This is a genomic window from Nocardia sp. NPDC050799, assembly GCF_040654015.1.
Classification (GTDB): Bacteria; Actinomycetota; Actinomycetes; order Mycobacteriales; family Mycobacteriaceae; genus Nocardia.
Map to the genome: position 1 here is coordinate 35407 of NZ_JBFAHF010000025.1, position 23806 is coordinate 59212.

Annotated in this window: 18 protein-coding genes; 10 read left to right on the forward strand and 8 right to left on the reverse strand. The window is 69.6% G+C overall.

The window, feature by feature from the left end:
- Positions 1-21: 21 nt before the first annotated feature.
- Positions 22-1344: an NtaA/DmoA family FMN-dependent monooxygenase gene (locus tag AB0H42_RS23940; RefSeq protein WP_357059384.1), complete on the forward strand. Its 1323-nt coding sequence runs from the start codon at positions 22-24 to the stop codon at positions 1342-1344.
- A 218-nt stretch (positions 1345-1562) separates the two neighbouring features.
- On the opposite strand, the gene AB0H42_RS23945 is transcribed toward AB0H42_RS23940, so the two are convergent.
- From AB0H42_RS23945 to AB0H42_RS23955, 3 genes are read right to left on the reverse strand one after another with little or no spacing between them, the layout of a single operon-like run.
- A complete protein-coding gene (locus AB0H42_RS23945; protein WP_357059387.1) occupies positions 1563-2846 on the reverse strand; it encodes an ArsB/NhaD family transporter in 1284 nt (427 codons plus the stop codon).
- A 27-nt stretch (positions 2847-2873) separates the two neighbouring features.
- A complete protein-coding gene (locus AB0H42_RS23950) occupies positions 2874-3371 on the reverse strand; it encodes a CBS domain-containing protein (RefSeq protein ID WP_245713224.1) in 498 nt (165 codons plus the stop codon).
- Complete coding sequence (locus AB0H42_RS23955; RefSeq protein ID WP_357059389.1) at positions 3368-3643, reverse strand: hypothetical protein; 276 nt, start codon at positions 3641-3643, stop codon at positions 3368-3370. The genes AB0H42_RS23950 and AB0H42_RS23955 overlap by 4 nt, the downstream gene beginning before the upstream one ends.
- Positions 3644-3818: 175 nt before the next feature.
- On the opposite strand from AB0H42_RS23955, the gene AB0H42_RS23960 reads away from it, so the two are divergent.
- Together AB0H42_RS23960 and AB0H42_RS23965 are read left to right on the forward strand one after the other, a co-directional pair.
- Entirely contained in the window at positions 3819-4832 is a 1014-nt protein-coding gene (locus AB0H42_RS23960; RefSeq protein ID WP_357059392.1) for a histidine kinase, read from the forward strand.
- Positions 4829-5488 carry a response regulator transcription factor gene (locus AB0H42_RS23965; RefSeq protein ID WP_357059394.1) on the forward strand — a complete coding sequence of 220 codons (660 nt, stop codon included), beginning with the start codon at positions 4829-4831 and terminating at the stop codon, positions 5486-5488. The genes AB0H42_RS23960 and AB0H42_RS23965 overlap by 4 nt, the downstream gene beginning before the upstream one ends.
- Here AB0H42_RS23965 and AB0H42_RS23970 read toward each other — a convergent pair.
- From AB0H42_RS23970 to AB0H42_RS23990, 5 genes are all read right to left on the reverse strand, one after another.
- Positions 5429-6775, reverse strand: coding sequence for an MFS transporter (locus AB0H42_RS23970; RefSeq protein WP_357059396.1), 1347 nt, complete (start codon positions 6773-6775; stop codon positions 5429-5431). The two genes, AB0H42_RS23965 and AB0H42_RS23970, sit on opposite strands and share 60 nt — an antisense overlap.
- A gap of 235 nt (positions 6776-7010) precedes the next feature.
- Complete coding sequence (locus AB0H42_RS23975) at positions 7011-7457, reverse strand: SgcJ/EcaC family oxidoreductase (protein WP_357059399.1); 447 nt, start codon at positions 7455-7457, stop codon at positions 7011-7013.
- A 67-nt stretch (positions 7458-7524) separates the two neighbouring features.
- Positions 7525-8067 (reverse strand): YaeQ family protein, encoded by a 543-nt coding sequence (locus AB0H42_RS23980; RefSeq protein ID WP_357059401.1) that lies wholly within the window; start codon positions 8065-8067, stop codon positions 7525-7527.
- Between the two features lie 313 nt (positions 8068-8380).
- Complete coding sequence (locus tag AB0H42_RS23985) at positions 8381-9043, reverse strand: MspA family porin (RefSeq protein ID WP_357059404.1); 663 nt, start codon at positions 9041-9043, stop codon at positions 8381-8383.
- Between the two features lie 66 nt (positions 9044-9109).
- Positions 9110-9754, reverse strand: a complete 645-nt coding sequence (locus tag AB0H42_RS23990) for an MspA family porin (protein ID WP_357059405.1) — start codon at positions 9752-9754, stop codon at positions 9110-9112.
- A 635-nt stretch (positions 9755-10389) separates the two neighbouring features.
- Between AB0H42_RS23990 and AB0H42_RS23995 the strand changes: the two genes are divergently transcribed.
- The 7 genes from AB0H42_RS23995 (at position 10390) to AB0H42_RS24025 (ending at position 23805) form a co-directional block, all read left to right on the forward strand.
- Complete coding sequence (locus tag AB0H42_RS23995; protein ID WP_357059408.1) at positions 10390-11358, forward strand: iron chelate uptake ABC transporter family permease subunit; 969 nt, start codon at positions 10390-10392, stop codon at positions 11356-11358.
- Complete coding sequence (locus AB0H42_RS24000; protein ID WP_357059411.1) at positions 11355-12434, forward strand: iron chelate uptake ABC transporter family permease subunit; 1080 nt, start codon at positions 11355-11357, stop codon at positions 12432-12434. Before AB0H42_RS23995 ends, AB0H42_RS24000 begins: the two co-directional genes overlap by 4 nt.
- Before the next feature lie 7 nt (positions 12435-12441).
- Positions 12442-13287 (forward strand): ABC transporter ATP-binding protein, encoded by an 846-nt coding sequence (locus AB0H42_RS24005; RefSeq protein ID WP_357059414.1) that lies wholly within the window; start codon positions 12442-12444, stop codon positions 13285-13287.
- A 152-nt stretch (positions 13288-13439) separates the two neighbouring features.
- Positions 13440-20555: an amino acid adenylation domain-containing protein gene (locus tag AB0H42_RS24010; protein ID WP_357059417.1), complete on the forward strand. Its 7116-nt coding sequence runs from the start codon at positions 13440-13442 to the stop codon at positions 20553-20555.
- 78 nt (positions 20556-20633) lie between these two features.
- Positions 20634-21632 (forward strand): ABC transporter substrate-binding protein, encoded by a 999-nt coding sequence (locus AB0H42_RS24015; RefSeq protein WP_357059419.1) that lies wholly within the window; start codon positions 20634-20636, stop codon positions 21630-21632.
- Entirely contained in the window at positions 21629-22966 is a 1338-nt protein-coding gene (gene entS / locus AB0H42_RS24020) for an enterobactin transporter EntS (protein ID WP_357059422.1), read from the forward strand. The genes AB0H42_RS24015 and entS overlap by 4 nt, the downstream gene beginning before the upstream one ends.
- 2 nt (positions 22967-22968) lie before the next feature.
- Entirely contained in the window at positions 22969-23805 is an 837-nt protein-coding gene (locus tag AB0H42_RS24025; protein WP_357059554.1) for a siderophore-interacting protein, read from the forward strand.
- Position 23806: the final 1 nt, after the last annotated feature.

Consider the following 23806-nt stretch of genomic DNA (forward strand, 5'->3'; position numbering starts at 1 on the left):
CCAGCGCCATATCGTCGCAAGGTGGTATCACGCAGCAGACCTCGACGGCATCTCAAGACGGTCACCGGAGTCAGCGGCGGTACCGATATCTACGCGGCGGCGGTGGACCCGGGCCGGTCGACGCTCGACTCCGCGATCGCCGTCGCGAAGGTGGCCGAGGAGCACAGGTTCGACGCGCTCTTCGCGGCCGACCTGCTCGGTTTCGGCGCGCAGGGGGCGATCGGCGCACAGGAGCCGCTGATCTACCTCTCGGCCTTGAGTTCGGTGACGACACATATCGGTCTGATCGCCACGGTCACCACCACCTTCCACCACCCGTACAATCTGGCCCGGCTGTTCGGCACGCTCGATCATGTGAGCAACGGCCGGTCCGCCTGGAACGCCGTGACCTCATCGCTGGGCGAGGAGAACTACAGCGATCAGGAGTTGCCCGGCCCGGAACAGCGTTATGCGCGCGCCGCGGAATCGCTGGAAGTGGTACACGCCCTGTTCGACTCGTGGGAGCGGGGCGCTCTCACCCCGGACGGTCGCGGTGGTGCCGTACTCGATCCGGCCCGGGTGCGTCCGATCGACTACCGGGGCGAGCATTTCACCGTGCGCGGTCCGCTGAACATCCCGCCGCTGCCGCAGCGGCGCCCGGTGCAGTTCCAGGCCGGCCAGTCGGCGGGCGGAATCGAACTCGGCGCCCGTTTCGCCGAAGCGGTGTTCACTTCGCTGACCACACTCGACGACGCCCACGCGTATACGGACAAGGTCCGTGCCCGCGCCCGGGAGCTGGGCCGGCCGGCGGGGCTGCCGTACATCTTCAGCTCCTTCCACGCCACCTATGGCGCGACCGAAGCCGAGGCCGCGCGGCTGGTCCGCGAACAGGAGGAGTCATTCGACTTCGAAGCCGGTCGCCGGCTGCTCGCGGATATGCTCGGCGGCGGGGTCGACCTCTCCGATCTCCCGCTGGACCGGCCGCTCCCGGAAAATTCTCTCCCCGAGTTGGATTCGGTGCATCGTCGGCGTGGGCGGGTGGAGATCTTCGCGCGTCTCGCCGGTTCCGGGCGCACCCTGCGTGAGCTGATCCTGGAAGCGCGGCACACCGGCCACTGGTCGGCGGCGGGTACGCCGGAGCAGTTGGCCGATGCCATCGAAGAGCGATATCGCGCCGGAGTGCTCGACATCATCTCGCTGGGCGGCCTGGACGATCCCCGCACCCGGGATTTCGTCACCAACGGTCTGCTGCCCGAACTACGCCGCCGCGATATCGTCGGCTCCGACTACCTCGGTGCCACATTTCGGGAGAACCTGGAACTGCCGCCGCTACCCGAGGTAGACACCGGGCGCGTGGCGGTATAGGGCGCCAGCGCTCGCCGAGTCTCAGGGGCGACATCGTCGCGTCGACCGCCGGCCGGGGTACCAGACCACACCGTGGGTCAGCGGCTGGTGTCGCCGGTGCCGGTCGAGGGTGCCGGGCCTGCTTCGTGGCTCAGCGGGTGGCGGTGTCACCGGCCGCCGCCGGTCGGAAGTCGGAAGTAGTGAGCCGCGGCATGGACGAGTGGGTGGCATGTCGCTGCTCAGAAGTACCGGACCGCGACATAGGCCCAGGCCAGCACGCAGCTGAGCGCCGTGACCACGATGCCGTACCTGGTGAACTGCCAGAAGGTGATCCGGTGCCCGGCCCGGCGCGCGATATCGAGGGCCACCACATTGGCGCTCGCGGCGACCGCCGTGCCGTTCCCGCTGAAATCCGCGCCGAAGGCGAACGCCCACCACAGCGCGCGGCCCTGCCCGTGGTCGGAAGTCTGTTCGACCAGGCCCTCGACGACCGGGGCCATGGTGGTCGTATAGGGGATGTTGTCGATGAACGCGGCCACGACGGCGGAACCGAAAACCAGGACCGCCGACGCGAACAGCGGATTGTCGCCGAATGCGGCGACAGCGGCGTCGCCGAGGAGCTCGATCACGCCGGTGTGCACGAGACCGGCAACCATCACGAACAGGCCCATGAAGAAGACCAGGGTGCCCCATTCCACCTCGCGCAGGATGTCACCGATATCGAGCCGGGAGATCAGCACCATGGCGCCCGCGCCGAGCAGCGCGATGATCGACGGCGCCACGTGCAGCATCGAATGCAGACCGAAACCCACCACGACCCCGGCCAGTACGAGCAATGCGCGGGCCAGCAGGTGCGGATCGGTGATGGCCCGGCGTTCCTGCAGGGCCGCCACCGTCTCGATGTGCTCGGAACGCTCACGCAGATGCGCGCGGAACAGCCAGCGGGTGAACAGCACGAACAGGACGAAGATCACCGCCACGGCCGGGGCCATGTGCAGCAGGAAATCATTGAAGGTCAGGCCGGCCCGGCTGCCGATGATGATGTTGGGCGGATCGCCGACCAGGGTGGCCGCGCCGCCGATATTGGCGGCGAGCACCTCGGCGATGAGAAACGGTTGCGCGGCGAAACCCAGCCGCCCGCACACCACGATGGTGACCGGCGCGACGAGCATGATGATGGTGACATTGTCGAGGAGCGGCGAGGCGACGGCCGTGATGATCATCAGCATCACCATCAGCCGGAACGGGCTGCCACGGGACCGTTTCGCGGCCCAGATGGCGAGGAAGTCGAACAATCCGGTCTGCTTGATGACGCCGACGATGATCATCATGCCGAGCAGCAGGAAGATCACATTCCAGTCGATGCCGACATGCGCGTTGTAGAAGACCTGCTCGCCGGGTATCAGACCGAGCACGGTCATCAACCCCGCCGCGACCAGGACGACCTTCACCTTGTCCGCGCGTTCGGTGGCGATGAACCAGAACGCCCCGACGAATACGACGACCGCCAGGATCTGGTTCATCGGCGCACCTCCCCTCGGCCCGGCGGGTCAGTCGTCGGGCCCGGCGACGGCCAGGCTGATCAGTAGTCGTTCGAGGGTGATGCCGCCGACGAGGGTGCGGGTGCGATCCACCACCGCGACCAGCGGGCTGTGCCGCTGCGCCATGAGGGCGGCGATCTCCAGCAGGGTGGCGTCGCGGTGCACCACGGCCGGGCGCGGTGCGTGTTCGGGCAGGCAGTCGCCCACGGTCAGATCGCCGGGTTCACGCCAGAACAGTTCGGCGTGCAGTTCGTCGATGGTGCGCGCCAGCGCGGGGTCGTCCTGGTAGGAGCTGGGGATGGCCAGCCGCAGCACCTGGGTCCCGGGCAGGACCGCGACGGGCCGGCCGGCCGCATCGACCACGATGAGGCCGGGCAGCCGGTTGACCACCATCAATCGCATGGCCTTGGCGACGGGGTCGCCGGTGCGAACGGTCGGCAGCTGGACCGCGATCTCGTGTGCTTGCATCGGATGGTCCCGTCGCGCGTGCGGGGAGAGGGTTGTCATGACCGGTTCCTGTCGCCGGTGAACTGGTCCATCAGCCGTTCCAGCCGGGCCACCCGGTCGGGCAGGGGTCTGCTGTGCAGCAGTTCGGCGAGCTGATCGGCTTCGTCGGGGCCCAGCGCGATGGAGTGGACGGGTTCGTCGCGGGCGGTGCGGTAGACGTGGATGTGTTTCGCGCCGTCGGTACCGGACACCAGCGCGAACCGGTCACCGCTGCGGGTCAGCAGGTGGTGCACGGTGCCCTGGCCCGGAAACGTGCCGCGGTCGATGTCCACGTCGAACGCTCCTCCCGCAGCCGGTTTTCTCGGCTTCCAGTTTCGGCGCCGGGCGGTATCGCCGACCATCGGTGCCGCTACCCATCTCCGGTGGCCGGAGCTGTGTAGCGGCCGGCCCGGAAGATGGGTGTCACGCCCCATGGACAGCCCGGGCACCGACGGTCACACTGAGGTCATGGACCGTCCGGACACTGGATACGGCCTGTTCCGGCGGCATACCCGGACCCCGGCCGATGCGCTGTTCCGGCGGATCTTCCTCATCAACGGTCTCGTCTTCACACTCGGCACCCTGGTGCTGGCGGTCTCGCCGGCGACCGTGTCGTCCCGGGTGCGGCTCACCGAGATACCGGTGCTGGCGGTCGGGCTGGCGGTGATTTTGGCAGCCAACGCCTTCCTGTTGCGGTCCAGCCTGGCTCCGCTGGATCAGCTCATCGTCTCCATGCGCCGGGTGGACCCGCTGCGGCGCAGCGGCCGGCTCGACGAGCGCGGCAACGGTGACCTGTCCCGGGTGATCGACTCGTTCAACGCCATGGTCGACCGGCTCGAATCCGAACGCGCCGCGGCCAGTGCGTCCGCGCTGGCCGCGCAGGAGGGCGAGCGCCGGCGGATCGCGCGGGAACTGCACGACGAGATCGGCCAGAGCCTGACCGTGGCGCTGCTGTCGATGAAGCGGGCCGCCGACCGCGCACCCGCCGATGTGGTCGATGTCCTGCACGGCGCGCAGGAGACCGTGCGCTCCTGTCTGGACGAGGTGCGCGGTATCGCGCGGCGGTTGCGGCCCGACGTCCTCGACGATCTCGGGCTGTCCAGCGCCCTCAGCGCGCTGTGCAGCGAATTCAGCTCGACGGCCGGCATCAGTGTGACCCGCGACGTGGACCGCGCACTGCCGCGGCTGGACCCCGATATCGAACTCGTCTGCTACCGGGTGGCCCAGGAGGGCCTGACCAATATCGCCCGGCACGCGGGCGCTCACCGGGTCGGGCTGAGCCTGCGGGTGCACGGCGATTCGCTGGTGCTGCGGGTTTCCGACGACGGACGCGGCGGGGTGGCCGAGGACGGGGCCGGTATCCGCGGAATGCGTGAGCGCGCACTGCTGGTGGACGCCACCCTGACCATCGAGTCGCCGCCGGGGCGCGGCACCGAGATCTGCCTGCGTATCCCGCATCGAGGCGAAAGGAGCACGCCGTGACGAACCCGGCCGTGGCCCGGGTCCTGCTCGCCGACGATCACGCGCTCGTCCGCTCCGGGTTGCGGTTGATCCTCGACGCCGAACCCGATCTCACGGTCGTCGCCGAGGCCGCCAATGGTCACGAGGCGGTGCAGCAGATCGGGCACGTTCCCGTCGATCTCGCGATCCTGGATATCGCCATGCCGCGGATGACCGGCATCCAGGCCGCGCGGGAGATCCACCGTGCCGCACCGCACGTGCGGATCCTCATGCTGTCGATGTACGACAACGAGCAGTACTTCTTCGAATCGCTGCGGGTCGGCGCCTCCGGCTATGTGCTGAAATCCGTGGCCGACCGCGATCTGCTCGAAGCCTGCCGGGCGACACTGCGCGGCGAGTCCTATCTGTATCCCGGCGCGGTGAACTCCCTGATCCGCGACTGGTTGCAGCACGCCGACCGGGACGAGCCCCTGCCGCGCAGTCTGCTCACTCCGCGCGAGGAGGAGATCGTCAAACTGGTCGCGGAGGGTTATTCGTCGCGCGAGATCGCCGGTGACCTGGTCATCAGTGTGAAGACCGTGGACCGGCATCGGGCCAATATCCTGCAGAAGCTGGGATTACGTGATCGGCTGGCGTTGACCCGCTATGCCATCCGCGCGGGGCTCATCGAGCCCTGAACGCGGTCCGGTCACCGGGGTGGGCGCCGCGTCTCCGCGCGCGCCGCCCCAGGGCAGCAGCGCGGCACTGACCGGCAGCGCCAGCGCCGCCACGCCGATCGCCGCGCGTACGCCGAACGCGGTCGCGAGTACACCGCCGAGGGCGATGAACGCGGGCTGGACGCATCGGGCGCTGATCGACCAGGCGGTGCCGACGCGCACCATGTGGTCGTCGGCGGTGTGGTTCGTGCGATAGGCGGTGAATACCGGGTTGAATACGCCGGCGCAGAAGAGCAGCAGCGTTTCGGCGAGGAGGACGACGGCGAGCCCGAGTGGCCCGGGCCCGGCGAGCACGAGCAGTCCGGGCCAGCAGGTGCGCAGCGTGCCGGATCCGAGCAGGACGGCGTGTTCACCGAACCGGGCGACGAGCCGCGGGGCGCACCACGACCCCAGCAGGCCGCCGAGCCCCGGCACCCCGAGGGCCAGCCCGTACTGCCATGGCGGAAAACCCAGTTCCCGCAGCATGAGCAGCGCCAGCAACGGCGAGATGAGCACCAGCGAACCGCCGAAGAGCATGGCGTTCCAGAACAGCCGGTGCAGGGTGGGGTGCGCGAAGAGGTAGGTCCAGCCCGCTCTGATCCCGGCCGGGGTGGGACGGTTGCCGTCCCGTTGTGCGGGCGGGGTTTCGGGCGTGCGGGTCCGGCGGATACCGAGCGCCGACACCAGATGTCCGAGCGAATCGACGATCAGGGTGGTCGTCGTCCCGAATACCGTGACGAGCAGTCCGCCGACCGGGCCGCCCAGTGTGGTCGAGGTCCAGAAGGTGGTCTCCAGCCGGCTTCCGGCTCGGACTCGTTGCCGTGCGGGGACCACTGTTTTGAGGTGCGCGTCGCGCGCGGCGTTGAAGACGACGGCGCACAGTGTCTGGACCGCTGCGGTCACGCACAGGTGCGGGTAGGTGAGCATGTCGAACCGGGCGGCGATCGGCACCGAGATCAGCGCGGCGCACGCGGTGATACCCGCACCTGTCATGACGGGGCGCTTGCGCCGGAACTCGAGGAACGGGCCGAGTGGCAGCGCGATCGCGGCTGCGGCGACCCCGGCGCCCGCCACCATCAGCGAGACCTGCAGATCGGAGGCGCCGACCAGCAGGATCGCCGCCAGCGGAAGCGCGCCCGCGCCGATGGCACTTCCCAGCTGGCCGGCGGTGAACGCGCTCCAGAGCCGGTAGAAGTCGGGCGGGAGCCGCTCGGCGGTATCCGGCCGGGGACCGGCGGGTCCCTCGGGCCGGCGGGCACCGGTTCGCATCGTCCGATGGTGCCGCATCGCGAACCGAGCGCGGCTCCAGGCCTCCGCCGGCCGTCTCGCCACTGGCAGGAAAGTCGATGCGCAGAGCGAAATTGCCCTTCGATGGCGCTCGGCGAGCCGAGTCGCCGAAGGAGCCGTACGGCGAGTGCCGGCCCGGCGGTCCGGCTCGGCGTCGACCGGGTGTTCCCGGCGGTGCGCTACCGGGGCGCGAGCGCGGTCCGGCGACCGCGCGGAATCATCGCGCCGCGGTTGCGGTTCGCTCCGGGGAGAAGTCGTCCGATCCATTCGTCCGGGTGTTGTGCGCGGCCCGGATGCGCCACTCACCGTCGCGCCGGATCAGGACGAGGGTGATGAACCCCTGCCGGTCCGCGGCGGTCTCCGTGCCGGGCAGCACGTGGCCCGGCCAGCTCCAGCGGGTGTGGACGAGCGCGACGCCCGGTGCCAGTTCGTCGATCGCCACGATCTCCTGGGTGTAATCGCGTTTCTGCGCGATCACCGACTCCGGTACCTCCAGATGGCCCCGGATGTTCGCCTCGCGGGACCGCCACCAGATCCCGCGGTGGGTGATGAAATCCGAATTTTCGGTGAAATACTTTCCCCACTCGCGCATTTCGTGGCGCACCCACAGCTCGGTGTGGGCGGTCAGGGTGGCTCTGATACTCCGCTGGTCTTCCGCATGCATACCGACACTCTGGAACCTCGACATCAGTTGAGGTCAAGCCCCGCGGTTCGGTGTCCCGGCCGGGGGCTCACGCGAGTCGCTGTTCGGCGATCGGGGTACTGAGCGACGTGCCGTTGAGTTCGAGATAGAGCTGGCGTTCGGTCACCGACACGGTGGCGGTATTACGGCGTTCGAGAACCGCCGCCGCGGTTTCGACGAAGGGCCGGTCGAAGGAGACGAGCGGGATGTGCGCGGCGTGATGGATCCGTTTGCCGGACAGCTGTGCCAGCACCTTGACGGGGTCGCGATGGGTATACACCGCGACCCGTTCGGCGCGTTTGCTGCCGCGATGCACGCGGTCGGAATCGGGGGCGCCGACCTCGATCCACGCGGTGATCCGGCCGGTGAGATCGCGGACCAGAACCGCCGGTTCGTCGGTGGACGAGACGCCGCCGTCGCTGAAGGTGATGCCGTCGGTGTATTCGAGGCAGTAGGCCAGCAGCCGGGTGATCAGGAATTCCGGGGTCTCCGAGGGGTGCCGGGCCATCCGCAACTCCAGCTCCTGGTAGACGCCCCGATCGATATCGGACAAGTGCAGGGTGACGGTGTACAGAGTCGCGCCGGTAGCCATAGGACGGTCAGCCTAACGAACGTGGCCGGGCGAAGTCCCGGGCCCGGTCCGCGCACGGCGGAACGGCGGCGGAGTACGCACGGCCGCACGGAGATTCCAGGTGTCGGCACGGAGGCCGGGAATGCTCCGCTCGATCCGAGTGTTCTTGTGCAGTGTCACAAATACGCCGGAACCTGAACGTCTCGTGAGGCGTCGCGTCCGCGGCTGTGTCGGACCGGATGGCCGGAGAGGTTCTATCGCGCGGGCGATCGCGGCAGTAGCCCCGGCCATCGGGCCGGGGCTACTGCCGTCGAGCGGAACCGCTGGATCGGGCTCAGCCGAGGCTGAAGGGCTGACCCCACACGCGGAACTCGGAGATGCCCTGTTCGGTGGTGGTCTCGACCCGCACGAAGGCACGGGCCTGGGCGTAACCGGCGCAGCCGTTGAGCCCGATGGTGGAATCCGACCAGGTCACCGAACCGTTGGCGCCGGTGAACTTGACAGCGAAGGTGTGGCCCTCGTCGCCGTAGACGTCCGGCTTCTCGATATCGAGCAGCAGGAACGAGGTGGCCTGGCCCGGGCCGAGGGTCAGGTTGGCGCCGGAGCTGAGGTTGCCGGTCACCTTGTCACCGGAGGAGGTCACACCGGCTCCACCGTTGCCGGCGCCACCGCTGATATCGACCTGGCAGCCCACGACATATCCCGGGGTGATCTTGGTGCCCTTGTGCGGACCGTGCACCTCGACCTGTGCGCTACCGGAGACCCAGGCGTTGCGGTGCAGCGGTGTCGAACCCATCGACGGGTTGATCAGCGCCGATTCGTTGGCGATGCGGGCGGTGATGTTCAGGCCGTTGGGCAGGGTGTGGTTCAGCTCGGCACCCGGCAGCGGCACGAAGGTGTCGGCATTGGCCGCGCCGGTGGAGAACAGGCCGACCGCGGCCGCGGACGCGGCCGCCAGGGCGGCGGCCCGTACGACGCTTTTCTTGATGACAGACATGACAGTTTCCCTCTCGGAAAAGAATTCCGTTCAGCGACGGATTGGATCGACCAGATACGACGTGCGTCAGCCGATGCTGAACGGAGCTCCGTACAGGGTGGTCTTCGAATAATGGTCGCCGATGATTTCGACGACGGCGTAGGAACGGGCCTGCGCGTATCCGGCGCACCCTTCGATATTGATTTCGACGTCTTTGTAGTCGACCCAATACACGCCGGGCTTCGGGATATCGACACCTTCGACATTGACGAACTTGACCTGACCGGGGCCGAGTTTGATGCCGATCGAACCACTGGCGCCCAGGCTGGAGGTGCTCACGCTGGCCGAGACGCCGGCCGAGATGGCGTCGTCGGCAATGCTGACCTGGCAGCCGACGATGTACCCGGCGCTGACGCGGGACGTGCCGTGGGTGGACGAGTTGTTGGTGCCGGGGGCGTTGGTGGGGCCCTTCCAGGGGCCCGGGGTGCCCTCCGGGGTCTGGCTGACGTCCGCGAAGATGCGTCCGCTCAGCCAGGCGACCCGGCCGGCGCCGTTGGCCGACAGCGACGGCGAGATGAGCGCGCTCTCGTCGACACGGCTCAACTTCACGCCGGGTCCGAGCTTTTCGCCGCCGGGGAGCGGCACAAAGGTGTCGGCACTCGCCATGCCTCCGGCGACGCCCAGTACCGCCGCCGTCATCGCCGCGGTGGCAGCAATCGACTTGATATTCATCGTGGTTCCCTCATGGTTTTGCGAAATGTCGCCTTATTTCGGCCGGACGGTGCCGTCCGGCGAAAAAGGCAGCAGTGATCCCCGGGCCTGTACGCGCACGCGCATAAGCCGCGGTTCGGGGGGTATCACTGCGCATTCGCAGGTGAAATCCGGGGGTTACGGAAAACCGCCGGTGGTGTCGGATCGTCTTCCTGGGCGATCAGGTGACGAAAGGCTGCATCATCTATCCCTCATCCTGTCTATCTTCTTGCAACCCGGCCGGATTCGACCGGAAACTCTGCGGCGAGGGGGAGAGCAGGCGCACGGGCGTCAGCAGCGTCGGAGTCCACATCCCTCACACCTCTCGCTCGTGCGTCGTTGCGCCGGACGAATACTCGCCCCGTTCGGGGAGAAATCCGCTCGCGGACACCGTGGGTGCGGTGTCGGCGCAGTCTGTTGCCAGCCCGTCTTCGGTTAGGTTAGCCTTTCCTCACTATAAAGCCTCGGTAACGACTTTTGTGAGTAATGACAGTGACCTACGTCATACGGACCGGAAGGAATGATTCGATGCACAGAAGGTGTGACACCGCCTCATGACTGCCGGTTCGTCCTATGAATACCACACACAAGCGGGTGTCCGCAGGTGGTCTGGATGGTTGCTGGGAGCAGTCTTTCTGGTAATCGCCTGCTTACTGAGTCTCGGGGTCGGGGTGGCGCATATTCCGATCACGGAAATCATTAGTGCACTGTGGGAGCCCGATGGCTCCCCCGACGACCTGGTCATCAGCGAATACCGCCTGCCCCGTACGCTGCTCGGATTGCTCGCCGGTAGCGCACTGGGGGTCGCGGGCTGCCTGATGCAGGGCCTGACCCGCAACCCGCTCGCCGATCCGGGCCTGCTCGGTATCAACGCGGGCGCCGCGTTCGCCATCGCGGTCGCCGTCGCCTATCTGGGCGCCGACGGGATCGCCTCCTATGTCTGGTTCGGATTCGCGGGCGCCGCGGTAGTGTCGGTGGCGGTGTATCGGCTGGGGACCGTCGGGCGCGGTGGAACCGATCCGATCCGGCTCACCCTGGCAGGTGTCGCGGTGACCGCCGTGCTCACCGGTGTCACCAAGGGGCTGATCCTGCTGAACTCGACCGCCTTCGACAAGATGCGGCAGTGGGACGCCGGTGCGCTGACCGGCCGCGGCTACGACGTTCTCGCCGGCGCCACGCCCTTCATCGTGGCCGGGCTGATCCTGGCCTTCGTCGCCGCCCGCTCGCTCAATGCCGTGGCGCTGGGCGACGATCTGGCCCGCGCGCTGGGCGTACACGTGACCCGCACCCGGGCCTGTACCGCGCTCGCGCTGATCCTGCTCTGTGGCACCGCCACCGCGGCGGTCGGCCCGATCACCTTCGTGGGTTTGGCGGTGCCGCATATCGCGCGCTGGATCGTCGGCCCCGACCACCGCTGGATCGTCGCCTATTCCCTGGTCCTGGCACCCACGCTGGTGCTCTTCGCGGATGTGGTGGGCCGGATCGCCATCCCGCCCGACGAACTGTCCGCCGGTGTGGTGACCGCGTTCCTGGGCGCGCCGGTGCTGATCTGGCTGGCCCGCCGCTCGGAGATGAGGCAGTCGTGACCACCGTGCGCAAGCCGCCGCGCCTCGGTGCCGCCTCGACCATCGATTTCGGCCGTTCGGTCCGGGTACTGCGCCTGCGCGGTGTCACCGCCCGTTTCGGGATGCGCGGCCTCGTGGTGACGGTCGTGTTGCTGGCCGCCGCCTGCGTGGTGGCGCTGCTGGCGCTGGGCACCGGCGATTTCGCGATTCCGCCGGACCGGGTGGTGCGGGCGCTGCTCGGCAACGGGGTGGGTGGCGACGAACTGGTCGTGCGGGAATGGCGGATGCCCCGGGTACTCATGGCGCTGGTGCTCGGCGCGGCACTCGGGGTCAGCGGCGCGATCCTGCAGTCGGTCACCCGGAATCCGCTGGGCAGCCCGGATATCGTCGGGTTCAATTCCGGTGCCTACACCGGTGCGCTGCTGGTGCTGCTGTCCGGTGGCGGCTACTACGCCACCGCGGCCGGTGCGCTGGGCGGCGGACTGCTCACCGCGCTCGCGATCTTCGTGCTGGCCTTCCGGCAGAACGTCAAGGGTTTCCGGCTGATCATTGTCGGTATCGGGGTCGGCGCGATGCTGGCCGCGGTCAACACCTGGCTCATCCTGCGTGCCGACCTCGACGAGGCGATGTCGGCCGCCGCGTGGGGAGTCGGGACGCTGGACGGGCTCACCTGGGACGAAATCCTGCCGGCCCTGGTGGTGCTGGCGATCCTGGCCGTCGCGGTGGTTCCCGCCGTCTACCGGTTGCAGGTGCTGGAGCTGGGGGACGACGCGGCGCAGGCGCTCGGAATCCGGGTGGGGCGGGCACGCCTGGTGCTGACCGTGCTCAGTGTCGCGTTCACCGCGGTCGGCACCGCGGTGGCCGGCCCGATCGCGTTCGTCGCGCTGGCGGCGCCGCAACTGGGCCGGCGCCTGGCGCGCACCCCGACGACCGCGATCCTGCCGGCCGCGGCGATGGGTGCGCTGCTGCTGGTGGTCTGCGACTGGATCTCGCGCCGGGCGTTCGCGCCGACCACCCTGCCGGTCGGGGTGGTGACCGCGTCGATCGGTGGCGCATATCTGGCCTATCTGCTGGTGGCCGAGGCTCGACGGAACTGAGGGAATCATGGTGGACGAAAAACTCGGGCACAGTGCCGCCGACGGGGCCGCCGCGCCGGCCAGGTTGCGCGCCGATCGGTTGCGCCTGGGCTACCGCAGCCGGGTCATCAGCGACGAACTGACCGTCGATATCCCCGACGGCACCTTCACCGTCATCATCGGCCCGAACGCCTGCGGGAAATCCACGCTGCTGCGGGCACTGTCGCGGCTGCTGGCACCGGAATCCGGTGCGGTGCTGCTCGACGGGAAACAGATCGGCAGCTATCCGGCCAAAGAGGTCGCCCGGCGGATCGGGCTGCTGCCGCAGACCTCGACCGCGCCGGAGGGGATCCGGGTCGCCGATCTCGTGGCGCGCGGCCGGTATCCGCATCAGTCGCTGATCCGGCAGTGGTCGCGGCGCGACGAGGAGGCCGTCGCCGCGGCCATGGCCGCCACCGGGGTGGCCGAACTGTCCGGGCGGCTGGTGGACGAACTGTCCGGTGGTCAGCGGCAGCGGGTGTGGATCGCGGTGGTGCTCGCGCAGGAGACGCCGATCGTGCTGCTCGACGAGCCGACGACCTTCCTCGATATCGCCCACCAGATCCAGCTGCTGGATCTGTGCCGCGAGTTGAACCGGCAGACCGGGCGGACGGTGGTCGCGGTCCTGCACGATCTGAATCACGCCTTCCGGTACGCCGATCATCTGATCGCCATGCGGGACGGGGCGGTGATCGCGGCCGGAGCGCCGCGCGAGATCGTCACCGCCGAACTGGTGCAGCAGGTGTTCGACCTGGGCTGCCGGGTGATCGACGATCCCGAAACCGGAGCTCCGCTGGTGGTTCCGCTGGCCGAGAACGCGGTGCGCGCGGGCTGAACGCGACAAATTGGACAGGTCCTATTACTTGATAGATGTTTTACTTTAGTAAAGGTTAGGCTAACCTCAACTGTGGTTGTGTGCCGTGCCGGTCGATAGAGGGACCGGTATCGGCACCACACCGAATGTGGTTCACAGCGAAGGGAGTTGCCGTGCCGGCGGCAGAGCAGGATGCCTCGAAGGCCAGCGATCCCGGGTTACCGCTCACCGGCCCTCAGCTGGGAATATGGAACGCGCAGCTGTTCGACCCGGACTCCGGGCGCTATCTGGTCGGTGAGGTCCTCGAGATCTCCGGCGATACCCCGATCGACGTCGAGGCCCTGTCCGAGGCGATCCGCCGCACGGTCGCGGAGGCAGAGAACATGCGGCTGCGTTTCCGTGCTACCGCGGCCGGTCCACGGCAGTATGTCTGCGACGAACCCGCCGTGCTGCAACCGATGATCGATCTGCGCGGTGCGGCCGAACCGCATTCGCTCGCCCACGAAGCGGTGGCACTGGAACGTCATCAGGCGGCGCAGCGGTGCCGCGGCATGGTGGACCGGCGGTTGTACAACTACACGCTGATCCGGCTCACCGACTCCGAGGTCTGGTGTGTGCAGCTCTACCACCACCTGATCGTCGACGGCTACAGCGCGGCCCTGCTGTCGCGCCGGGTCGCCGCGCACTACACCGCGCTGCGCCGGCGGACGGAACCGCCCCGGGCGACCTTCGGCACCATCGCCGAGCTGGTCGCCGACGAGCAGAACTACCGCGACAGCGAGCAATTCACCGCCGACCGGCGCTACTGGCGCGAACAGCTCAGCCCCGCGCCCTCGCTCGACGGCCGCGGCACCGCCCTCGGGGGCGCGGTGGAGCGCACCCTCCGCGCCGAGGCGATCCTGCCGGTGGAAACGCTGGAACGGCTGCGCAATTGCACCGAGCGCTACCGGATCACCTGGGCCGACGGCCTGATCGCCTGCTACGCCGCCTATGTGCAGCGGCTGCTGGGCAATTCCGATGTCGTGCTCTCGATGCTGATGATGGGCCGGGTCGGCCGGGTCGCGCTGAGCACCCCGGCGATGGCGGTCAACGTGCTGCCGCTGCGGCTGACCGTGCACGCCCACGACACCGTCGGCGAACTCGGCGTGCGGGTCGCCGAGACACTGCGGGAGATGCGCAGGCATCAGCGCTACAGCGGTGCCGACCTGGCCCGCGACCTCAGCGGTTTCGGGGCGGGGGAACTGCTGCACGGAATCGGCATGAACCTCAAAGTTTTCGATTTCGCACTCGACTTCGACGGCGCCAAGGGTGTGCTGCGGAACGTGGCCGGCGGTCCGCCGGAGGATCTCGGACTGGTGGTGACCCCGCTTCCCGACAAATCGGTGCTGCTCGGCTTCGAATGTGATGCCCGGACCAACGATCCGGAGACCGCCTACCGCCGGGTGGCGGGTCTGGTGCGGGTGATCGAGGCGTTCACCGAACTGGACAAGGTGGCCGTCGGGACCCTGGAACTGATCGACCGCGCGGACCGCGACCGCCTGCTTGCCGCGCGCTGCGGACCGTCCGCCGCCGGCACCGCCGAACCGCTGCCCGCCGCGCTGGACCGGATGGTCGCCGAGTATGCCGGCGACACGGTCCTGGTCAGCGGTGCACAGCGCTACACCGCCGGTGAACTCGGTGGGCAGGTGTACCGGCTGGCCCGGTATCTGCGGGACCGGGGCGTGACACCGGGCGGGCTCGTCGGTGTCGCGCTACCGCGGACCGCGGATCTGGTGGTCGCGCTGCTGGCCGTATGGCGGGCGGGCGGCACGTATCTGCCGCTGGACCCGGAACATCCGGTGCCCCGCCGCCAGACCATGATCGACGACGCCGCCCCGGTCCTGGTGCTCACCGACAGCGCCCTGGCCGGTGCCCTCGACGGGCCGGCAGTGGTACTCGACAGCGACCCGGTGCGCGAGGCGTTGCGCGGTTATCCGGGCACACCGCCGACCGCGGCCGAGACCGGGATCGTCCGGGGTGATCACCCCGCCTATGTGCTCTACACCTCCGGCTCCACCGGTACGCCGAAAGGCGTGGTGATCGACCACACCGCGCTGGCGCAGCTGGTGGCCGGGCACCGGTCCGGCATCTACGCCGAGACCGTCGCACGGGCCGGGGGCCGGCGGCTCGCGGTCGCGCATACGACGTCCTTCGCCTTCGACGCGGCTCTCGATCCACTGCTGTGGCTGCTCGACGGCCATCGGATCCATCTGTACGACAGCGAGATACGGCGCGATCCCGCGGCGCTGGTCGCGGCGATGCGAACCGACGGAATCGAAGTGGTGGACGGGACCCCGACGCTGGCCGCCGCGCTCTTCGGGCACGGGCTGGCCGAGCTCGCGCCGCGGCTGCTCGTCCTGGGTGGGGAAGCCTGCCCGCCCGATCTGTGGCAGCAGGTGCAGCGCGCCGGGATCACCGCGGTCAATCTGTACGGCCCGACCGAGGCCACCGTCGACGCCATCGGCGCGCCCGTACGCGGCGCGGACCCGCATATCGGTGTCCCGCTGCCCGGGGTGCGGGCCTATCTCCTGGACAACGGGCTCCAGGCGGTGGCCGACGGACAGCCCGGCGAACTGTATCTGGCGGGCGCGGGCATCGCGCAGGGCTATCTGGGCGCACCCGGAATCACCGCTCAGCGCTTCGTAGCCGATCCTTTCGGCCCGCCGGGGTCACGGATGTACCGCAGCGGCGATCTGGCGCGCTGGGAGCCCGGTAGCGGTTATTTCTATTCCGGCCGCGCCGATGCCCAGGTGAAGATTCGCGGGCACCGGATCGAGATCGGTGAGGTGGAGGCCGCGCTGAGCGGGCTCCCGGAGGTCGCGGCGGCGGCCGCCGATATCCGGGAAATCGCGGGGCGGGCGAGTCTCGTCGGTTACGTCGTCCCGGGGCGGGAAGTGCCGGACGGCAGCGGCGGACCGGGCGATCTCGGTGCCCGGATCCGTAACCGGTTGGCCGAATCCCTGCCCGACCCGATGGTCCCGACCCGGATCGTGGTGCTCGAAGAACTGCCGTGGACGGTGAACGGCAAGGTCGACCGTGCCGCTCTGCCCGATCCGGCCGAACCGGCCGGTGGGCGCGCGCCGGCCACCGCGGCCGAGCACGCGGTGGCCGAAGTGGTCGCCGAACTGCTCGGCGGCGCGACCGTCGATATCGACGACGACTTCTTCGGCGCCGGGGGTGACAGCATCACCGCGATCGGGGTCTGCACCCGGCTCCGGGAACGCGGTCTGGTCCTGGCCCCGCAGGACATGCTGACCCGCCGCAGCCTGGCCGATCTGGCCGCGGCGGCCGAAAACATCGACCCCGCGGCGGTGTCGGGGACGCAGCAGCAGCCGGACGCGACCGCCGTCTCGATAGCGCTTCCGCCGGGCGACGCCGCCGAATTGACCGCCGCGTACGGGCCGATCGCCGATGTGCTGCCGCTCTCCCCATTGCAGGAGGGGCTGCTCTTCCACGCCCTGCGCGACGGCGCGGCCGATGTCTACACGCTCACCGCCCGTTTCGAACTGGCCGGACCGCTGGACCCGGACCGGCTGGGCGCGGCGTACGCGACGGTGCTGGGACGGCATCCGAATCTGGCCGCGGCCTTCCGGTATGAGCAGTTCGACCGCCCGGTGCAGGTGATCCCGCGGATACCGCGGGTGGCGTGGCAGGTCGAGGATCTGCGCGACCGGTCACCGGCCGCGGCCGCGGCGGGCGCGCTGGAGCTGGAAGAGCTGGCCGGTGCGCGGACCTTCGATATCGCCGAACCACCGCTGCTGCGGGCACTGCTCATCCGGCTGTCCGATACCGCGCACCGACTGGTGCTGACCGCCCATCATCTGCTGGCCGACGGCTGGTCGGTGCCGATCGTGCTGCGCGAGACGCTCGCGCTCTACCACGGCGAGCGCTTGGCCGAACCCGGCTACTACGGCACCTATCTGGCCTGGCTCGCCGCCCGCGACAGCGACGCGGCCGTCCGGCGCTGGGCCGAATACCTGGATGGGCTGTCCGCGCCGAGCCTGGTCGGCGCGCCCGGGTCGCGGTCGGCCGCGGTGGGACTGGAGGTGCCGCTGGCTCTCGAGACCGCGGCCGCGCTCGAATCGTTCGGCCGGGCCAACGGACTGACCATGAACACCCTGCTGCAGGGGGCGTGGGGACTGGTACTGGCCGAGCAGCTCGGTCGCGACGATGTGGTCTTCGGCGCGGTGGTGTCGGGCCGGCCGAGCGAGCTGCCGGGTGTGGCGGGCATGGTCGGGTTGTTCAGCAATACCGTCCCGGTCCGGCTGACCCTGGATCCCGCGCGGCCCGCGGCCGTGCAGTTCGCCGAATTCCAGCAGACCACACTCGACCTGCAGAATCAGGGCTACCTGGGCCTGGCCACGGTCGAACGGGCGGCCGGCATCGGCCGGCTTTTCGACACCCTGGTGGTCTACGAGAACTTCCCGAAAACCGGTGTGCGGGGTAACGCCTCGCACGAGGTCGAGGTGGCCGGTGTGACGGTGCACAGCCTCACCCACTACCCGGTGACGGTGACGGCCCTGCCCGGCGACCGGTTCCGCCTGATGCTGCACCACGACCCCGGCGCGGTGGACGCCGCGTCCGCCGCACGGATGGCGGCCCGGCTGGGTGCGGTACTCACCGCCCTGGTCGACGAGCCCGGCGCCACCACCGGCGCCGTGCTGGCGGCCACCCGTCACCCGGGCACCCGCGGCCACACCATGGCCGACTGGGGTCCGCACACCGCGCTCGATTCCGCGGCGCCCGCGATCACGGTCGACGGCGCGACGATCGCCTACCGCGAATTCGAGGCGCGCGCCAACCGGCTCGCCCGCTGGCTGGTCGCCCGGGACATCGGTCCCGAGACCGTGGTGACGGTGGCCATGCGGCGCGGCGCCGATCAGGTGATCGCGGCGCACGCCATCTGCCGGGCCGGCGGGGTGTACCTGCCGGTGGATCCGGGGCAGCCCGCCGAGCGCGTGGACACCATCCTCGCGGCCGCCGCGACACCACTGGTACTGACCACGGCCGCCGACGCCTTCGAAACCGGCCGGGCACCCGTGGTTTCCGTCGATACGCTCGACACCGCGGATTTCGCGGAGACCGCGCTCACCGACGCCGACCGGCTCGCGCCGTTGCGGCCGGACAATGCGGCCTACCTGCTGTTCACCTCCGGCTCCACCGGGGTGCCCAAGGGCGTGACGGTCCCGCACGCGGCCATCGTGAACACCTTCGCCTGGTTGCAGGAACAGCACGGGTTCGGGATCGGTGACACCGTGCTGTACCGGACCCCGGCGACCTTCGACGCCTCACTGCTGGAGATCTTCCTGCCGCTGCTGGTGGGCGCCCGGATCGTGGTGGCCCGCCCCAACGGTCACCGCGATCCCTACTATCAGGCACGGCTGATGGCCGAGGAAGGGGTCACCGCGATCCAGATGACCTCGTCCATGCTCACCACCACGGCCGAGGAAAGCGATCTGTCCGGGTGCGGCGCGCTGCGTTGCGTGTTCACCGGCGGCGAACCGCTGCCGCCCGCGACGGCACAGCGGTTCCGGACCGCGACCGGGGCCCGGGTGAACAACCTGTACGGCCCCACCGAGGCCGCGGTCTGTATCACCTATCACGCGACCAACGACGCCGATACCGTGACGGTCCCGATCGGCCGTCCGCCCGGTGGCGCGGGCGTGCGGGTGCTCGACGACAGGTTGCGGCCGGTGCCGTCCGGGGTGGTCGGGGAGCTGTACCTGACCGGGGTCCAGCTCGCCCGCGGATACCTGCACCGCCCGGAGCAGACCGCCCGGACCTTCGTCGCCGACCCCGCCGGGAGCGGCGAGCGGATGTACCGCACCGGCGATCTGGTCCGCTGGGGCGCCGACGGCGAACTCGAGTATGTGGGCCGCACCGACAGTCAGATCAAACTGCGGGGACAGCGGATCGAACTCGGCGATATCGAGTCGGCGATCCTGCGCCGCCCCGAGATCGCCCAGGTGGCGGTGATCCTGCGCGAGGACAACCCGGGTGATCAGCGCCTGGTGGCCTATCTGCGGACGCGGACCGGCGCCGCCCTGGACGTCGACGCGGTGCGGGCCACGGTGCGGGAAGCTCTGCCGGAGTACATGATTCCGGCGGCCTTCGTGGAACTCGACGAGATCCCGATGACGAGCAGCGACAAACTCGACCGCAAGGCGCTACCGGTCCCCGACTATCCCGTGGAAGCGCCCGTCGTCGCCGTCACCGCGGTCGCGGACCCGACGCTGTCCGCCGCCGCCGGGCCGGTGCTCGAAGCCATGGCCGCGGTGCTCGGCGTGGCGGCCATCGGCCCGGACGACGATTTCTTCGCCGCGGGCGGTCATTCGCTCACCGCGGTCCGGCTGGTCGGCCGATTGCGCCGGGCGGGTCACGAGGTGGTGGTCGACGATATCTTCGAGGCGCCCACCGCCCGGGTGCTGGCGGCCCGGATCGACGGTGTGGCGACGGCGGCACCGCAGGTCGTTCCGGCTCGGGCGGCGGATCTCGCCGCGCCCTCCGAGGAGATCGCCATGCTGGGCCGGCGCCTCGACCATGTGCTCGATCTGCGTCCCCGCGGCTCGGCCGAACCACTGTTCTGTGTGCATCCGGTGGGCGGTACCGCGTGGCAGTTCACCCCGCTGGCCCGGCGGCTGCGCGCCGACCGGCCGCTGATCGGATTGCAACTGCCGGCGCTGCGGGGCGCGGAATCGGGCGCCACGACCATCGACGAACTCGCCGCGCGTTATCTGGCGACCATCCGCGAGATCCAGCCCGAGGGGCCCTACCACCTGCTCGGGTACTCACTCGGCGGCAATATCGTGCACGCGATCGCCGCGGCACTCGCCGAGTGCGGCGCGAAGGTCGCGTTCGTGGGCCTGGTCGATTCGCATCCGCTGGCGAATCTGGCGGACCAGGCCACCGCGGCGCTGGCGGATCCGGAGCGCCTGGCGGCCCTGCTGCCCGAACTCCCCGACGACGCCCCGGATCTCGCGGCGCTCATCCGGGGCGCGGCCGGTGAACTGCTGCGTATGGTCACCGTCTCCGAGGCGCCGAGCTATGCCGGGCCGATGGCGCTGTACGCGGCCGATCCCGGTGCCGAGGACGATGCCGAGCGGGTCGCCGCCCAGCTGGCGGGCTGGCGCGCCGCCGGTGCGCGGATCACCGCGCGCCGCTTGCCCTACTCCCATTTCGGGATCGTTTCCGAGGACGGCTGGTCGGAGGTCGCCGCGCTGCTGGATACCGAAGCGGCCCTGCGGACCTGACCGTGCGTCCCGGACCCCGAGACTTCGCCGCGGCACCATCCGGTGTCCCGGCGGTCCGAGAAAGAAAGTAGAACACCTATGTCGCTGTTATCCCACAGCCGCTTCGCGGCCTGGCTACGCCTCGTGGCCGGTCTGTTCGTCGTGGTGGTCGCGGTCGCGGGCTGTAGCTCCGATGCCGAACCCGCCGCCGCCTCCGGGACCCGCCCGGTCCAGACCGAGAAGGGCGCCATCGAGGTTCCCGCGGATCCGCAGCGGGTGGTGGTGCTCAACGGGGCGCTGGCCGGCTACCTCTACGATCTCGACGTTCCGGTGGCCGCGGCGGACCCGCGGGTGCTCGGGGTCAGTGGCCGTAATGCCGATTTCCCGCAGACCTGGGCCGACGCGGCGAAGGAGCAGGGCACCCAGATGGTGCCGGTGGGACAGGCCGTGAACGTGGAGTTCGTCGCCTCCCTCCAGCCCGACCTGATCATCGGTGGCGGCCAGGGCTTCCCGGCCAAACAGTCGGTGGACGCCTACGACCGGCTCAGCGCCATCGCGCCGACGGTACTGCTGCCCGGCAATGTCACCGGCTGGCAGGATCAGCTGAAGCAGATCGCCGATGTGGTCAACCGCGCCGACAAGGTCGCCGACCTGATCTCGGCCTATGACGACAAGGTGAAGCAGGTTTCCGCGGCGATCAAGGTCCCCGAACAGCAGGTCGGCTACTTCCAGTCGGCCGCCGACGGGCAGCCGAAGATGATCCTGCCGAACGCCGCGCTGCCGACGCTGCTCGCCGAGCTGGGTTTCCAGGCCGACGACCAGGTACTCGCCAAGGCCGGTAACCCCGAGCTGAACCCCTCGGCCGACTGGTTCGGTTTCAGCCCCGAACTGCTGACCAAGGTCGTGGACGCGCCCGTGGTGTTCGTCGTGCCGCTCAGCGGTGCCAAGGGCGCGGCCGATCTCGCGAAGGATCCGCTGTACGCCCAGCTGCCCGCGTTCAAGGACAAGAAGGTCTACGAACTGCCGGCCACCAGCTACCGGCCGGACTACCGCGGCGTCATGGACACCCTCGACCTGATCCAGGAGCAGTTCACGTGAAAACCCCCGCCGGCCTCCTCATCGATATCTCTCCGTTGCGGGAGAGCCGGCGGTTCCGCGCTGCCTTCGGTGCGCGACTGGTCTCTGTTCTCGGTATCGGTCTGCTGATGGTGGCCCTGCCGGTGCAGGTCTACGAGCTCACCGGGTCGAGTCTGCACGTCGCCGGAGTGTCCACGGCCATGGCGATCGCACTGTTCGCGGGCAGTCTCGGCGGCGGGGTGATCGCCGACCGGTACGACCGGCGCACCGTGATCTCGCTGTCCCGGTCGGCGGCGGGTCTGGCGTTCCTCGCGCTGGGCGTGAACGCGCTGCTGCCCGATCCGTTCCTCGCGGTGATCTACGCGGCGGCCGTGGTCGACGGCCTGGCCGGGGGCATCAGCGGTTCGGCGATGATGGCGCTGGTGCCCATGCTGGTGCCCCGGGAGAAGGTCCCGGCCGCCGGTGCGCTGACGACGCTGACCTCCGATCTGGGCACCATGATCACGCCGGCGATCGCCGGGGTCCTCATCGCCCGGATCGGGGTGTCCTTCGCGTTCTTCGCCGCCGCGGCGGCGACCGTGGGCACGGTATCGCTCATCCGGGCCATCGGGTCCGCCCCACCGCCGGCCCGCGAGATCCGCAATCCGCTGGTGGAATTGGGACACGGTATCGCGTTCGCGATGCGGCACAACGTTATTCGCGCGGTACTGGTAAGCGGTCTGCTCGCCATGCTGGTCAGCGGACCCCTGGTACTGCTCCCGGCATTCGCCGACCGGGCCCTGGACTCGGGTCCCGCCACGCTGGGCCTGCTCTACGCCGCGCCCGGGGCGGGTGCCGTGCTGGGATCGCTGACCAGTGGCTGGATCGGCCGCACGCGGCGCAACGGACTGGTACTGCTGGGCTCGCTGGCGCTCATGCCGCTCGGCCTGGTCATGGCCGGTATCTGGCCGCAGGCCGCGTGGAGTTTCCTGGGGCTGGCCGCGTTCGGCGTCGCCCGGGCGGTGAACGGCATCCTGCGCTACGCGGTACTGCAGCAGAATGCCCCCGACGATATGCGCGGCCGGATGTCGGGGCTGCTCATGGTGCAGTCGGTGGCCGGTACCGCGGTCGGGTCCATGGCGGCCGGGGCGATCGGCAATCTGGTCGAACCCGGTACCGCGCTGGTGGTCTACGGCGCGGCGGTGCTGGCCCTGTTCGTATTCGCGCTGGTGCTGGTGTGGCCGCTGTACGGGCTCACCGCGCCCGCGGGCGCGCCGCCGCAACCGCCGCCGCCGGCGCAGGTTCCGGTCGGCGGCACCGTAGTCGAAGAGAAGGCCGCCGGGGCCGTGGTCGAGGAGAAGAAGGACGGAGTGTGATGGTGGATCGCGGAGCCTACCGTGAGCGGATCGCCGAGGTGCTGGCCGGCACGCACGGCGCGAAGGTCGGTTATCCGATCGGGTTGCGGGAACTGGAGGTGATCCGTACCGCCCCGGTGGGTTCGGGGCTGATCCGGATCACTTTCGGCGGTCCCGAGCTCGACGGATTCCACAGTTATGTACCCGACGAGCACGTGCGCCTGGTGTTCCCGGATACCGACGGCACCCTGCGGCTGCCGATCCGCGACGGCCTGTCGCTGGATTGGCCCGCGCCCCGGCCGATCTCACGGGAGTACACGGTGCGCCGCTACGACGCCGCGGCCGGGGAACTCGATATCGATTTCGCCCTGCACCCCGGCGGCCTCGCCGCGGAGTGGGCGCTGGCCGTGCGGCCGGGCACCCGCATCCATATCGCGGGCCCGCCCGGTGGCGTGGTGGTGCCCACCAGCTACGACAATTACCTGTTCGCCGGCGATCTCACCGCGCTCCCCGCGATCGCCCGTTGGCTGGAATGGTTACCGCGCGAGAAGACCGGCTGGGTGTTCGTCGAAGTGGTCGACGAGAGCCAGGAGATCGAACTGGCGGCCCCGGCGGGCGTGGAGGTCCGGTGGCTGCACCGGGGCGACGCGCGTGCGGGGACCGGCGACCTGCTGGAGAAGGCGATCCGCACGGTCACCGTGCCGGAGGGACAGAACGTCTACGCCTGGGTCGCCGGGGAAGCCGGTCAGCTGCGGCCGATCCGCAAATGGGTACGCGGCGAACTCGGTGTGCCGGCGAAGGACTGCCTGATCGCGGGCTATTGGAAGCACGGAGTCGCGGATTTCGACCGCGAGGAATGAG

Bases quoted from the DNA above. Each gene is read 5' to 3' on its own strand.
- AB0H42_RS23980 (WP_357059401.1), bottom strand. From the start codon at position 8,067: ATGGCTACCGGCGCGACTCTGTACACCGTCACCCTGCACTTGTCCGAT.
- AB0H42_RS24015 (WP_357059419.1), top strand. From the start codon at position 20,634: ATGTCGCTGTTATCCCACAGCCGCTTCGCGGCCTGGCTACGCCTCGTG.
- AB0H42_RS23960 (WP_357059392.1), top strand. From the start codon at position 3,819: ATGGACCGTCCGGACACTGGATACGGCCTGTTCCGGCGGCATACCCGG.
- AB0H42_RS23950 (WP_245713224.1), bottom strand. From the start codon at position 3,371: ATGACAACCCTCTCCCCGCACGCGCGACGGGACCATCCGATGCAAGCA.
- AB0H42_RS23970 (WP_357059396.1), bottom strand. From the start codon at position 6,775: ATGCGAACCGGTGCCCGCCGGCCCGAGGGACCCGCCGGTCCCCGGCCG.
- AB0H42_RS23985 (WP_357059404.1), bottom strand. From the start codon at position 9,043: ATGTCTGTCATCAAGAAAAGCGTCGTACGGGCCGCCGCCCTGGCGGCC.
- AB0H42_RS23975 (WP_357059399.1), bottom strand. From the start codon at position 7,457: ATGCATGCGGAAGACCAGCGGAGTATCAGAGCCACCCTGACCGCCCAC.
- AB0H42_RS24005 (WP_357059414.1), top strand. From the start codon at position 12,442: ATGGTGGACGAAAAACTCGGGCACAGTGCCGCCGACGGGGCCGCCGCG.
- AB0H42_RS23990 (WP_357059405.1), bottom strand. From the start codon at position 9,754: ATGAATATCAAGTCGATTGCTGCCACCGCGGCGATGACGGCGGCGGTA.
- AB0H42_RS23945 (WP_357059387.1), bottom strand. From the start codon at position 2,846: ATGAACCAGATCCTGGCGGTCGTCGTATTCGTCGGGGCGTTCTGGTTC.